This is a genomic window from Dactylosporangium sp. NPDC050688 (assembly GCF_040654515.1).
Taxonomy (GTDB): domain Bacteria; phylum Actinomycetota; class Actinomycetes; order Mycobacteriales; family Micromonosporaceae; genus Dactylosporangium.
The window spans coordinates 1-12,753 of sequence record NZ_JBFAIC010000128.1 but is presented as its reverse complement, the minus strand read 5'-3'; the positions used below and the strand labels follow the sequence as shown (position 1 = coordinate 12,753).

13 protein-coding genes are annotated in these 12,753 nt (G+C 67.8%); 6 read left to right on the top strand and 7 right to left on the bottom strand.

Features of this window, described 5'->3' with window-relative positions; all coding sequences use genetic code 11:
- The first annotated feature begins 235 nt into the window (after window positions 1–235).
- On the top strand, window positions 236–640 hold the full coding sequence (locus AB0H83_RS50465; RefSeq protein ID WP_360110738.1) for a DUF2199 domain-containing protein: 405 nt from the start codon (window positions 236–238) through the stop codon (window positions 638–640).
- Window positions 641–660: 20 nt separating this feature from the next.
- Here AB0H83_RS50465 and AB0H83_RS50460 read toward each other — a convergent pair whose 3' ends face one another.
- The 3 genes from AB0H83_RS50460 to AB0H83_RS50450 all read right to left on the bottom strand — a co-directional run bounded on the left by AB0H83_RS50460 (window position 661) and on the right by AB0H83_RS50450 (window position 2,867).
- Window positions 661–1,038 (bottom strand): transposase, encoded by a 378-nt coding sequence (locus AB0H83_RS50460; RefSeq protein WP_360110741.1) that lies wholly within the window; start codon window positions 1,036–1,038, stop codon window positions 661–663.
- A gap of 66 nt (window positions 1,039–1,104) precedes the next feature.
- Entirely contained in the window at window positions 1,105–2,226 is a 1,122-nt protein-coding gene (locus tag AB0H83_RS50455; RefSeq protein WP_360110735.1) for an ISL3 family transposase, read from the bottom strand.
- Window positions 2,227–2,576: 350 nt separating this feature from the next.
- Window positions 2,577–2,867, bottom strand: a complete 291-nt coding sequence (locus tag AB0H83_RS50450; RefSeq protein ID WP_360110732.1) for a barstar family protein — start codon at window positions 2,865–2,867, stop codon at window positions 2,577–2,579.
- A 537-nt stretch (window positions 2,868–3,404) separates the two neighbouring features.
- Between AB0H83_RS50450 and AB0H83_RS50445 the strand changes: the two genes are divergently transcribed.
- From AB0H83_RS50445 to AB0H83_RS50435, 3 genes are all read left to right on the top strand, one after another.
- Window positions 3,405–3,851 carry a hypothetical protein gene (locus tag AB0H83_RS50445; RefSeq protein WP_360110729.1) on the top strand — a complete coding sequence of 149 codons (447 nt, stop codon included), beginning with the start codon at window positions 3,405–3,407 and terminating at the stop codon, window positions 3,849–3,851.
- Between the two features lie 386 nt (window positions 3,852–4,237).
- A complete protein-coding gene (locus AB0H83_RS50440) occupies window positions 4,238–5,107 on the top strand; it encodes a hypothetical protein (protein ID WP_360110726.1) in 870 nt (289 codons plus the stop codon).
- A 351-nt stretch (window positions 5,108–5,458) separates the two neighbouring features.
- On the top strand, window positions 5,459–5,971 hold the full coding sequence (locus AB0H83_RS50435; RefSeq protein ID WP_360110723.1) for a hypothetical protein: 513 nt from the start codon (window positions 5,459–5,461) through the stop codon (window positions 5,969–5,971).
- 184 nt (window positions 5,972–6,155) lie between these two features.
- Here AB0H83_RS50435 and AB0H83_RS50430 read toward each other — a convergent pair whose 3' ends face one another.
- The 4 genes from AB0H83_RS50430 to AB0H83_RS50415 form a co-directional block, all read right to left on the bottom strand.
- Entirely contained in the window at window positions 6,156–6,668 is a 513-nt protein-coding gene (locus AB0H83_RS50430; RefSeq protein ID WP_360110720.1) for a hypothetical protein, read from the bottom strand.
- A 295-nt stretch (window positions 6,669–6,963) separates the two neighbouring features.
- Window positions 6,964–8,223, bottom strand: coding sequence for a hypothetical protein (locus tag AB0H83_RS50425; protein WP_360110717.1), 1,260 nt, complete (start codon window positions 8,221–8,223; stop codon window positions 6,964–6,966).
- Window positions 8,224–8,270: 47 nt separating this feature from the next.
- Complete coding sequence (locus AB0H83_RS50420; RefSeq protein ID WP_360110714.1) at window positions 8,271–8,798, bottom strand: hypothetical protein; 528 nt, start codon at window positions 8,796–8,798, stop codon at window positions 8,271–8,273.
- A gap of 90 nt (window positions 8,799–8,888) precedes the next feature.
- Window positions 8,889–9,839 (bottom strand): ADP-ribosylglycohydrolase family protein, encoded by a 951-nt coding sequence (locus tag AB0H83_RS50415; RefSeq protein ID WP_360110711.1) that lies wholly within the window; start codon window positions 9,837–9,839, stop codon window positions 8,889–8,891.
- Window positions 9,840–10,621: 782 nt separating this feature from the next.
- On the opposite strand from AB0H83_RS50415, the gene AB0H83_RS50410 reads away from it, so the two are divergent.
- Together AB0H83_RS50410 and AB0H83_RS50405 are read left to right on the top strand one after the other, a co-directional pair.
- Window positions 10,622–11,704 carry a hypothetical protein gene (locus AB0H83_RS50410; protein WP_360110708.1) on the top strand — a complete coding sequence of 361 codons (1,083 nt, stop codon included), beginning with the start codon at window positions 10,622–10,624 and terminating at the stop codon, window positions 11,702–11,704.
- A 182-nt stretch (window positions 11,705–11,886) separates the two neighbouring features.
- Window positions 11,887–12,510, top strand: a complete 624-nt coding sequence (locus AB0H83_RS50405) for a hypothetical protein (RefSeq protein ID WP_360110706.1) — start codon at window positions 11,887–11,889, stop codon at window positions 12,508–12,510.
- The last annotated feature ends 243 nt before the right edge of the window (window positions 12,511–12,753 follow it).

The following is a 12,753-nucleotide window of genomic DNA, read 5'->3' as shown; positions in this document are numbered from 1 at the left end:
TGACCGGGCCGCCCGCCGAACCTAACCTTCGAGCCGGCATCGGCAGGATTGTAGGACCGTTCGCGCCCACATGATCGGGTGCGCACAATTCGGCAAAGCAGGATGGTTGCGCCACCATCGGCTGGCTACGCCAGGTGACAGACGCACGATGGTCTCCGCGCCGTAACAGCGGCAGAAGCGGACGCCGTCGCCGGCCGGACGGTTGACGCAGGTTTGCCTTTGAGACACTCGCCTCGTGAGTCCTGAGTGCTTTTCCTGCGGCCGGCCCCTCGTCGAGCACAATCGCCATGTGCGCTTCACGTTGCCCGACCCGGTGCTCGACACACCTGAGCAGGAACGGACGTCGGGCACCTGGATGAGCCATGTCAACGCTTACGAGTCGGTCATGATGCAGGTTCCTGATGTCGGCACCTTTGTCCGCGCACTGCTTCCAGTCAGGCTGACCGGCGGGCACACCATCACGTTCGGCGTCTGGATTGCGATCGACCCCGCCGACCTTCAGTCCGTCTTTGCTACCTGGTGGGAGCCTGAATACCAGGACCTGCGGATGGCGGGATGGCTCGCCAACGCCATCTCACCGTGGGGGCTGCTCATGTCAAGGACGCTCGAAATCTGGATCTGGCCCACTTTGGTTGATTGAAGTTGGTCTCTGGTCGGTGGTCAGTGGGCGAGGAGGACTCGTTTGCGGAGGAGGTCGAGTTTGGCGCGGCCGAACATCTGCCTCTTGATCATTTTGATGCGGTTGACGTGGCCTTCGACGGCGCCGGAGCTGTGCGGCAGGGTGAGGCCGTTGCGGACGGCGTCGTAGTCGCGTTGGAGGCCGTTGGCGTAGGAGTGCAGTTCGGGCAGGTCGTCGGCCTGGACGGCGGCGATCCAGGCGTCGAGGTGGTGGCCGTGCCGGCTGGTGAGCATGTCGCCGAATGCTGCGACGTGGGTGGTGAGGGCGTCCAGGTGCGGGCAGCGGCTGCGGATGTCGTTGAGTTTGTGCTGTTCGTCGGGTGTCAGGTCGGTGTAGCGGCGCAGGATCCAGTTGGTGATGTGGCGGACCTTCGGCGGCCGTGCCGTGCGTGGCGGTGCTGCACCGGCGGTGCGGAACGGGCGTAGTTAGCTGCGCAGCGTGGCGTAGGTGCCGCGGTAGCCCAGTGCCTGGACCTCGGCGAACAGCTGTTTCGCGGAGGTGCAGCCGTCGTTCCAGCGTTGGTGCAGGTGCTCGGTGAACGCGTCGAGGATGCTGGGTCTGCTGCCGATGCGGGCGGTGGCCAGCAGTTCCTCCACGGTGTCGGCGCGGGCGAAGCGGCGGACCGTCTCCCGGGCCAGGCCGAGCTCACGCCCGATGGCCTTGATGCCCACGCCTTGGGCGAGCAGCGTGTGGACCTGGGCGTAACGCTGCCGGGTGCGTTCAGCCAGCCGGCTGCGTCCGGCCTGCTGCTCGGCCGCGGCGTGCGCGAGCTGGTCCAGGTCAGGCAGGGGTTCGGCGGGCTGCGGTGCGGGGCGGGGCGGTTCGGTCAGGCATCCGTGGTGGCGGGCGACGGCTTTCTCGACGTGTTCGGCCAGGTTCTTCCACAGGTGGAAGCGGTCCGCGACCTGGATCGCGTCCGGGGCTCCGGTGCGGGCGCCGTCAGCGTATGCCCCGGCCCGGTCCCGGCAGATCACGGCGACTCCCGGGTGGGCCTGCAGCCAGGCGGCGAGGGTGCCGGCGTCCCGGTCGGGCAGCACGTCGATCGGCTGGCGGGTGTCCATGTCGATGAGCACCGTGCCGTAGACGTGCCCGCGGCGGATCGCGAAGTCGTCCACGCCAAGGACCCGGACCGCCGCCGGCGGCGGGTCCGGCAGCCGGCGGACCCGCCGCAGCACCGTGTTCCGGCTGGTCGGCAGACCCAACCGGGCCGCCAGCCGCGCTCCCGCACGGCCCGCGAGCGCCAGCCCGATCGCCTCCAGGACGCCCCGCATGCCGCCGCTGACCCGGGCGTGCGGCGCGGTCAGGCCGTCGACCTGTTCGGCGAACCGCCGTACCGGGCAGGTCCGGTCCTGGCACACGAACACCCGAACCCGCAGGACGAGGACCACCGCACGGCCACCCGCCGCCAGATCGGCAAGCCGACGACGGTAGCGGCGGTGCACCCGCCGACTGTGCGCGCCGCACCCCGGACAGGCGGCGCCATCCGCCTTCGGACGCGCCCAGACCTGCAGCTCAGCCGTACCGCTCTCGACCCGCTCGATCGTCACCCGGGCCAACTGCGGCAACAACACCTCAAGGCAATGATCATCGCACCGGCAGCACTGTACACAGTGGACTCACGCTCGAGATGAGAGGGACTAACTTCGATCAACCAAAGTGGGCCAGATCCAGTTTTCGCCCGTCGTCGACAGCTCAGCGCACCGGTCCAGACCGTGGTCCGCAACGCGGACGAAACACCGTACTGCGACAGCTCCAGCCATCCGCAGCTCGACCGTGTGCTACACCAGGAGTGGCCCCACGACCTCATACTCCCCGCGGTCGACTCACACGCCTGAGTCAGGACCCGCACGCGTCGCGGCAGATGAGGATGCCGGTGCGCGAAACGACCTGGACGGGGCTACGTGAGTTCGTAGGTGAAGCGGTCGGTCCGACCCCGGGCGGCGTCCTGATCGGCCGCCGCGCGAAGGATGCCTTCGATTCGATTGAACGCGGTTCTTCCCATGGCCGAACGGCTCATCCGTGCTGCGGTCCAGGTCAGATGAACGGGACGCGGAACATCGGTGGTCAGCCGGTCCCACAACGCGTCCAAGTTGTGCCCGTAGTAGGTGCCGAAGTCCAGAAGTCCCGCCAGGTGCCGGTGGAAATCGGCCTCGGAGCGGATCTGGTTCCCGTCAAGCTGCACACGCACCCAGTGGACAATAGCGGCCCGTCGTCGTGTCACGCCCACGCACCGAAAGAGCGCCGGGCTGACCCAGCCGGCTCACGACGTTGACAGCCCTCTACCGGGCGGCGCGCTCGGACAGCGGCATGTGCGTGCACGTGATCAAGTGGTGCGGCCCAGCTGCATGCCTCGGTTCGGGTCGTTGGCCGGCGGGGCAGGCAAGCAGGACCATCGAGCGGTACGGTCGCATGTCGTGGGGAATTCACCGTTCGGCGTGCGGCTGTGGCGCCTGCTGTCGCACCGTCGGCCGACGGTCGACTTGTCGATCGAGCAGATGCAAGCCGTTCTGGCCCGGGATGCTGGTGTGTCCACCGTGGAGCTCGCTGCCGTCGTCAAGGACGGTGCGGTGCCGAGCCAGACCTCGTCGGGAAACTGGCACCAGCGCTCGGTATCCACACCGCCGACCTGTTCGTCATCGCTGGGCTGCCGGTGCCGGACGACCTCGCCTCGGCCTGGCCGACGTCGTCGTGGAACGTGGGTTCGATCGTTCAACACGCGATCCGGATGGACACCGACCAGCGCAGCCGGCTGGAGGCGCTGGTCAGGTCGCTGCCAGTGCAGCCGCGTACCGGATCCGCGCCGGCCGACGACTACCCGGACACCCCCGGAGCGCTGCTGCTGCGCCTGCCCCGCAACCGCAACATCCGTCCGTACAACGCGAGGATTCTCCAGGCGGTCGGCGACGGCCCATACGTCTCCGACTCCACCGTCGCGGGACTGGGCTCTGGCAGGGTTGTGATCACCCCGCAGTACGTGACGGCGTTCGCATACCTACTCGGCTACCGGCCCGGCGACGTAGTCGCGCTGACCGGAGTCGGGCCGGTCGTCGAGGATGCGAAAGCACACCCGGCGAGCGCGGAGATCGCCGCGCTGGCCTGGCAGGCGCGGCGGCTCAGCAGCGAGCAGCTGAGCGAAGTCATGGCTGCGGCCCAGACCATCCAACGTGCCTGAACCTCGCCATGATTCGATGCCCTCAATTCGGCACGATCGAGCGCTGCGGCCGTGGTTCAACGCGCCGGACCGCCGCCACGAAGCGTGACGATCTCCATGTCGGCGGCCGCGCGAGCCCTGCGGCATGTCCGGAAACGCGATCAAGCCGCGAACGCGCCGACAGCGGCCGAACAGGACGCCAAGGTCGCCAGTCCGCGCTCGTGCTTGTCGTGCCGCGCGTCGACCGCCTTGACCACGACCTGACGGACACCACCATCACCACCGCCTACCTCCTGCCCCCGCTCCTACAGGGGCAGCGGGAACCAAGGGCCGCCATCGAAGATGGGCGGGTGAAGATCGTCCGATCTGTCGTCGCGAAGTGCCTATGGCCAGCGGCCGTTGTTGCGGTGGCCGTGGGTGTCGGCGGCTGCTCCGCTGGTGAGCGTGGCGACGAGCTCGTCTCGTCGGTTGAGCAGGATTACGCCGACCCGGTCTGGGTCGGTGACACGGTCTACTATCTGGCCGGCTGGCAGGACGACTCCGATACACCACCGGAGCTCATGCGGGTCCGCGCCGGCGGCCAGCCGGAGGCGGTGAAGATCGACCATCCGAACTGCCCGGCGGCGTACGAACCCGGGCATCTTCCGGGCGGACCGGTGCCGATCAGCAACCACGAACTGGGGCTGGTCGTCTCCTGCGGCCCGGAGAACATCCGGCTCGTACGGTGGAACGTCGGCGGCGGGCCGTCGGTGACCATCGCCGAGCTGGACGTGGCCGGCGTCGGCGTCTCCTGGTCGCAGCGCTCTGACACGGTCTACTTTTCGTCGCACTCGTGCGCGAACGGCGGGCTGCGCGCACAGCTTGGCACGTCCGGCATCTGCCTCACCGACGACCCCGATCAGCGATCCCCCGCCGTGGCCGACGACGGCTCGATCGTCTACCTGACCCCGCAGTGCGGCACCGATGCGCCGGAGCCGACGCTGACGTTCAGCGTGTGCCGGTACGACCCCCAGGGCGAGACCTCGACCCTGGCCCGGGGCGTGTATGGAGCCACGGGCATGACGGTGCACGGCGACCGGATCGTGGTCGTCGGTAAGGTCGACGGCAAGCGTGGCCTATGGCGAGTACAACGCGGGAAGTTCCAGCCGTTGGTAGCGGGCGACTACTGGGACGCCGCGTTCAACGCCGACGGCACCCGGCTCGCGGTCATATACGAGGACAGCGGACTACTGTCGACGCGATACTCCGTGCGCGTCATCGACGCACCGCGAGCGTGAGTCGAGTTCGGGGCGCCGAGCCCCGAGGCGCACCTCGGCGGCCTCCGGCACACCGATGGCCTCGCGGATCGCCAGGGTCCCCAGGAGCTGTCCATTCAACTCACAGGGGCTTCGCCTCGACTGGATCTGCCTCCCGTTGCGGTGCTGCGAAGGCGGCCAGCGGCAAGGCGAAGACTTTCATTCGAAGTCTGACCACAACAAAGATCGACTTTCCACACATCGACACGACAGGAAGCGTCCGCGTCGCCAGAGCCCTATCACTCACTGTCACAACCATGGTCCGAGGCCGCGCCGAACCAGCGGCATGAGCGCGCACGTGATCAAGCAGGTGGGCAGCACGGCGCAGCGCGCTTGCACGCGGCGGTGATCGCGGGAAAGATCTCGTTTGTGCGCCGCTGGATCGCCGGTCTCACCGTGCTCGCGATGGCCATCGTGGCGACGACGGTGGTCGTGCTGTGGCGCCGCGTGTACGACCCGCGACAGTACCCGGACAGCGACCACATCACGCTCAACAGCGCGCTGGACTGGGCGCATCTGATGCTGCCGGAGTGCGGCGAGCGCGGGGTGAGGTACTGGTACTTCGGCAACCTCTTCGGCGAAGCTGACATGCTGATGCGGATGTCGGCGTCGCGCGGGTGTGTCGAACAGTTTCTGTCGGCGAATGCGGCCGAGCCCATCGCCGCTGGGGACAGACCGCCGGCGTTCGTCACCCACACGCCCGACGCGTGGGACTGGCCGGACGGCCGGCTCCTCAGCGGCTACTCCGTCGCCGCCGACAGAGCCTCATCGGTGATTGTGGAGATCGCGGCCGACCTGGACGCCACCCCGCTCGCCGACCTCTTCGTCCACGTGTCCAACAGCTGATGCTCGCCTCTCTGCCGAGAGGCCTGCCGAGCTGACTACAGCCGCATACAGCGCGCTCTTCGCGGAAGCGTGCATCCGCTATTGGCCACGTTCGCATCTGTGGGTGCGGACCAGTACTGGCTACCGAAACAGACGAACGGGTCCGCGGCTTGATGAACTTCGTCGTTGCGCATCCAGCACCTGCCTACGCCGAACGCCGCGGGTCGAGTCGCCACACCGGGTCGTTGTCATCCGGCCGGCCGTCTGCCTTTGGCAACGGGGCCGGGGCGAGCAGCAACTCCGCGCGCATGGAGTTGACCATGTCCAAGTACGCTCGGTCGATCGGCTGGCGCAGCTCCAGCCACCGTTCAAGCGGCACAGCGTCGCCAGCGCTGGCGACGCTAATCCGCCAGAATTGCTCATCGACGGCCAACACCCGTTGGACAAGCTGGGGAGCCGCGGTTAACAGGACCAAATGCAGCCCTTGATGCCAAGCGGCCCAATCAACCGGCTCGACGCCAGCCTCGGCCCGCTGACGTACGGCCCGATAAGTCGAGGCGTATCGCCCGAGCAGCGTCGTGCAAGCCGTCAGGTGCGTCTCGTGGGACCACTGCGAGCGCGTGGCCCGACGGCTGACGACGCCACCAGCGACAACGCCGGTAAGAGTTGCCACGACTCCAGCGGCCGCGGTAAGCAGTACCTGCCAGTAGGGGGTCACGTCGATATCATCCGGTACTGACTGGCCCGTAGCGAGCAAGGGCTGCCCGGCCGCTGCTTGCGTATACCGACCCGGCCATTCCGCGTCCGATCCGAAGCGGCACGGCCCCCTGCCGTGGACCTGGGCGGACCACTGGGAGTGGGCTGCAGCGACGACGCCCGCCCGACGGTCATCGTGCACATGCCGCGCGCGACCGGCGGCATGACAGCGCACCTGATCAAGCAGTCCTGACGGACGATCAGGACGGTGGTTACGCGTTTCTGCGCTCGCCGGTTCAGCGCGAGAGACGCGTGCGTCAGAATGGGGGGTCGAGCCAGTCCTCTCCGGCTTGAGTCGAGGAGCCGTCCGAGGTGGAGGGCGGCCGCTCGGCGAGGCACCGTGTGAGGTGGGACTGGACCCAGGGGTCGGTCTCCGTCTGCTGCAGTTCGCGCAGCCGGGGATGAAGGTGGGCAAGACCGAAGCAGTCGACCATGGCGACGCCGTATGAACGAAGGAACGCGTCCGGGTCGCCCAGAAGTCCGCTCGCCACGTCGTTGAGCACGCCCTGCGACAGGTTCTCCTCGCTGAACCGCCAGGGCTGTTGGGCCAGATACGCCGCCCGGCGGCGTTGCTCGAGGTCGTGGCTCGACAGTTCCGCCAGCACGTCGGCAAAGGTGAGTCTGCGCAGGTCGCTGAGTGCTGTGAGGTCCGGCGGGGTACACGACCTGGCGTACCGCGCGATGTCATCCGCGATCGCCTCGGCGTCGTCCAGCCTGCGCTGGTGCTTGTCCCCTTTCCTTTTCAGCATGCCCAACAGTTCGGCGCGCACGGTGGCGTCGATGTCGGTCGTCATGGTGTCGGCCAGTGCAGTCCAGGAGCTGTCGCGTATCGCTGGGAGCTGCAGCAGTGATTCCCCGGCCCGGGCCCGCCGCTCCGGCGACGGATCACCGGTGAGCGCAGCGACCAACTCGGGTTCCTCCAGCGGGAGCCGCTCACCGAACCAGCCGACGTCGTACCCGGCGACAGCCTCGTCCAGCCACCGCTCGTACCAGGCCAGGAAGTCGGCGTCCTCGACCACGTACGGGCCGATGGGTCCTTCGGTGTCGAGGTTGAACAGCCGTCCCCGCGCCGGTCCCGTCACGACCAACCGGGTGCCGAGGGAACACCCATGATGGGCGACCTCCAACGTACCCCGAAGGAAGCTCCCACCCGTGCCCGGCGGGTCCTCGTACCGCTGCACCCAGTCACCGAAGTATCGGGGGCCCGGCAGGTACGGACTGGGCCGAGCCAGGTGCACCGACCGGCGATACACACAGCACGAGGGGGCGAGGCGGCACAGCCCGTAGCCCGGCCCGGCACCGCCGTTGCCCAACTCGGTGACGAACAACCGAAACGCCGGCGGAAGCGTGACCTCGTGCCGTTTCTCGAACTCGGCCACCACGGCCTCGGGCAACGGCGCCCCGAGCACGAACCCGTGCGCTTCTACTCCGAACGCCTTCGGCGGCACGGGCATGGCACGCGCCGCCGCGAGCTTGCCGGCGATCCGCCCTAACCGAACATGATCGGCATCAACCACCCGCCCAGCCTACGAACAGCCAATCGGGCAGAGATACCCCCGTGCACTCAACTCGGCCGGCCGCTCACGCCATCGGCACGTTGATCGGGGTCCAGATCCTCTGGCAGGCCGATCGCCTGAGCGATGCGACGGGTTTCCGCCAGGAGACGGACTGACGAGCCGAGGTAGCCGCCACGGACTTTCTCGTCCACGATGACTCGTTCGAACTCGGCGGGAACGTAGTAACCCTCGCAGTCGGAATGGTGAACCAAATGGTCGAACGGACCAGGGCTCTCGGATGGCAGGACGGCGTAGACCTGCCTCAACAGCGTATCGTCGGTCGCCTTGTGTCCCTCCGCCAAAGGCTCGGGCAGGCGGCCATCCACCGCGAGATGCACGGCGAGGCGACGGACCATGTGCAGGCCCGAGTAGCCCGACATCTCGAACTCCGAAGTTGTGATCGCGGTCGGCTCGTTCCAGGTCCCCGCACCTTCGCGCATCAGCAGCTCACGGATTGCCGCGAAGTCCTTCCGTACCATCTCGGCGTAGTTGCCGTCGTCATCAGCAAGCACGCCGACGATCATGTTCAACCCCATGCCCCGATCGTGCCAGCAGCATCCGTCACGGCGCATCCGCACATGCCGCGACCCGCGCGGCGGTCGTCATCACTTCTTGCCGCAGGACCGTTACTGGCTGCGGAGTGCATCGGCGGCGGTGATGAACTCGTCGGCGAACTGCAGCAACGACAGCCATTCGGTGGGGATGGCGGATGCGCCGTCCCGGACACCGAGCAGCCCGCCCGCGATGGCGGCGTTGGTGTCGGTGTCGTTGCCGATCCGGACGATGTCGACCAAGACTTCGACCAGCGGGCGTGCGTCCAGGACCGCGGCGACGGCCAGGCTCAGCGAGTCCAGGACGTAGCCGGCCGCATCATCGGCGAGAAACGTCTGCCCGGTGACGGCCAGCATCGCCGGTCGTAACTGCCGACCGTAACCGATGGCCTCGACGGCCGCGGGCTGGATCAACCGTGTCGCGACCGCCTGCCCGACCATGACGGCGGCGTCCGGCGCGGCCCCGGCCAGCAGCGCAGCGGCGATCTCGTTGTATGCCGCGCAGGCCACGGTGCAGCGTGGGTCGTCGTGGGTGATGGCTGAGATCTCCATCGACTCCCGGATCCTGCGGCTCTGGTCGGTGACCGCGAGCGCGGTCGGGATGCAGCGCATCAGCGACCCATTGTCGGCCCGGCCCAGGCCGGCGCCACTGGCACGGGGGTCACCGGTCTGCAGATACCGCACCAGGCCGGCACGGGTGGCACCGCCGATGTCACGTGGCTCCGCGCCGGGCCGCCGGCCGGGCCACTCACCCCGCAGCCAGGCAACCATGTTGTCCGCGGCGGCACGCACCACGTCCTCACCCGGCGACAGGTAGGCCAGCAGCACAGCCCGCGTCAGATCGGTGTCATCGGTCGCATCACCCGGCGACCAGCCGAACGGACCGCCCCCCACGACGTCGCGCAGCCCGTCGGGATACCGGTCGCGGATACTCGCCCAGGAAGAGAACTCCACAGTCGCACCGAGCGCGTCCCCGGCGTGGACGCCCAACAAACCACCGGCCACCCGATCCCGACGATCCACCATTCGCCCAGCTCACACCCGTGCTATCGCATCGTCGACCACCACGCCAGCATGCCGCACCAACCAAGCCGATTCACCATCCACATGGTCGGCAACGTCCGGATCTGCCGCCGATCGGCTTGCCCTGGACCGGCGCTTGACGGGCCGGCGGGTAGGACGGCACCGCTTATCATCGGTCGGTGTTCATCGAGGTCATCGGCAGACGGTCGCTCCCCGACGACGTTGACCGCGACGACGTCGAAGACCTTCTCACGATTCTGAGGAAGTGTTCGAAGCGATCTGTGGAGAGGCGCCGACCGACGGATGGCAGCGCTACGGCGTCGAGGCGTACTGCTGCTTGCGGCTCCTTCGCGCCGCCGACCTATCCATTGCGACCGGATCGGCCATCGCCTTCTGCTGACCAGCCGGCGCACCCATGATCGCGCGAGCGCTCATCGGCAGGACAGCGCGCCTTGATCTCGCTGAGGCGGTCACCCTCTGCGGCGGCAACGGTTGGCGCCACGCACCAACGGCGGCATGAGCGGATGCTGGCCGGAGGCGAGTCGGTGCGTGCGACTCAGGCGCCTGACGCTAGCGCGATGCCGAAGTTCTGGCCCTTCTTGCGGACGATCCAAGTGCCGGACACGACGCCGCAGCGCACGGTGACCAGCGGCAACATGGTGGTTAGGTCGGACGTTCGCTCATCGGCACGAGCGGAGGCCCCGGCCTCGCCGGGCACTTACCTTCGGTGACGAGGCCAGCCGGATCACCACGCTCGCGCAGCGGCGTGTGCGGATGTCTGAACGGTGACTGAACTGCTCGCGGTCCGACTTTTCGTCCACATGGTGTGGCGCCCTACGATCCTCGCCATGACTCGCACGACGCCTCCGCGCTGGGTGGACCTCACGGAACTGTTCCCGGAGCTGGCCGAGTATGCGGCAACGGCCACTCGGCTGCATCCCCGGCCCGGCAGGCCCACGACCGCCGACAGTTCGGTCGGCGGTCCGCTGCTGTGGCCGGCTGATGAGCCCTGGCCGGTGTGCACGGACGGGGATGGTCATTACGTCTTCCATCTCCGGACGCCGGCGACGGTCCGTCGCAGCCGGGAGATCTACGCGGCGGCGCAGGCTCGGGCGGCTGCCGGCGGCACTCGGTACGAGCTGACCAACGAGGAGCAGGCGGAGCTGCCGCGCTACGACTTCTCCGAGCCGAAGGATCTCATCGACGAGTTGGTCCCTCTGGTACCGGTGGCGCAGCTGTACCGCCGGGACATCCCCGACTTCACCGGCCCAGACGACGCTGACCTGCTGCAGGTGCTGTGGTGCCCCCTCGACCACCCGGAAGAGGGTTACAACCCGAGGGTGCGGCTGTACTGGCGGCGCAGCGCCGACGTGACGTGGCCCCTGAACGTGGCCCCTGAGCCGACTGTCGTGAGCGGCGCCTACCTGCCGACTCCATGTGTCGTGCATCCAGAGCAGATCCGCGAGTACCAGTACAGCGGCCTGCTGCCGGTGGACCTCGGCGCCCGGATCACCGCGTGGCAGGACGAAGCCCAGGGCGGGGACCACGCGGACGACGAAAAGGACGCCGGGCGCAGCTACCAGTACGACTTGTCCCTGGCGCCCGGCTGGAAGGTGGGTGGTTTCGCGAACTGGTCGCTGACCGACCCGCATCCGATGAACTGCGCTGAGTGCGGCACCGCGATGACACTGCTGTTCACCGCCGACTCCAGCGAATGGCACGGAACAGGTGGCAGTTGGAGGCCGATGGAGGAGCCGCCGGACGTCTCGTCCAACCCCACCGACGTGTCAATCGGCCGCGGCTACGCCTTGTATGTCTTTCGCTGCCCGGAATCCTACGAACACCCGCCTGCCACCGCCATGCAGTAGGGCCCCGGCCGCTACCGCACTGCGTGACCGGCGGCTGGAACCCTGCGCACGATCAGCGGTGTGAGCGGATGTGGGGAGTCGTACCGGACATGCCGTAACGTCGTTGCCGAACGGTTCACACGTGCGCAGCGTTGACTGCCCAGACCAACTCACTGTTGAGGAGATGCCTCATACCGGTACAGATGACCAGACGCGCGCGCTATTTTGTCGATGTCCACGGACATCGTCTCGATGGCGGGATGAGCGACGCCGTCCGCGGAAATTGGCAGACGCGCGGCATCCCAGCCCCCGTCGTTCAACAGATGGCAGCGTTCGAAACGCAGTGGGGTGGGCTGCTACTCCCACCGGCACCGCGCTACGACGGCGGGCCAAAGATATTTCGCAGCGACAAGCCTGAGATCGACACCACCGGCGAATGGTGGTTCGACGCAGGGGACCAGCGTTGCTCCATGGGGTACTCGTTCTGCATTGGCCCGCGCGGCGAGTTTGCCATCGAGGACGGCCGCGGCAGGGCCGTGCTGCACGACTCGGTCGCTGGTTGGGTTGAGTCGCTTGCGTTGGCCCATTCGGCAACTTTCTGGGCGCCTCACATTACGACGGTCCACGGCACGGCGGTGGACGGCCTGGACCTCTCCGCGATGGAACAGTTCCCGGAAGTCGCCGGCGTGTCCAACACCTGGTGGCGAGGCGAGGAGACCGTCATCGCTGTCTACCGCGGCGAGGCTCAGCTGTTCGGCGACCCAGCATTGCAGGTCGGCACGATATACAGCGGCATCACCAACACGGCCATCCGCCTCGACTATTGACCGCGGTCGACGCGCTCCGGAGCGAGATGATCCGGTCATCGCCAGATCCTGTCGACCCTTCCGGCACGCCACCGCGACTGGATGACAAGAGGCCACAAGCGGGCACCGGTACTGGCGTGTACCGCAGCGTCGCGAGGATGACCTGCGTTGTGTCAAGCCCCGGGTTTGATGGAGAGTTGGTTAGCTGGTTTTCGGGGATACGGTGACCGGCTGGGTCATCGTGTGTAGTGCCTCGTACTCGGC

What these genes read in the sequence shown, in the direction of transcription:
- AB0H83_RS50420 (WP_360110714.1), bottom strand. Translation starts at nt 8,798, where the DNA reads ATGGGGTTGAACATGATCGTCGGCGTGCTTGCTGATGACGACGGCAAC.
- AB0H83_RS50445 (WP_360110729.1), top strand. Translation starts at nt 3,405, where the DNA reads ATGGACACCGACCAGCGCAGCCGGCTGGAGGCGCTGGTCAGGTCGCTG.
- AB0H83_RS50405 (WP_360110706.1), top strand. Translation starts at nt 11,887, where the DNA reads ATGACCAGACGCGCGCGCTATTTTGTCGATGTCCACGGACATCGTCTC.
- AB0H83_RS50415 (WP_360110711.1), bottom strand. Translation starts at nt 9,839, where the DNA reads ATGGTGGATCGTCGGGATCGGGTGGCCGGTGGTTTGTTGGGCGTCCAC.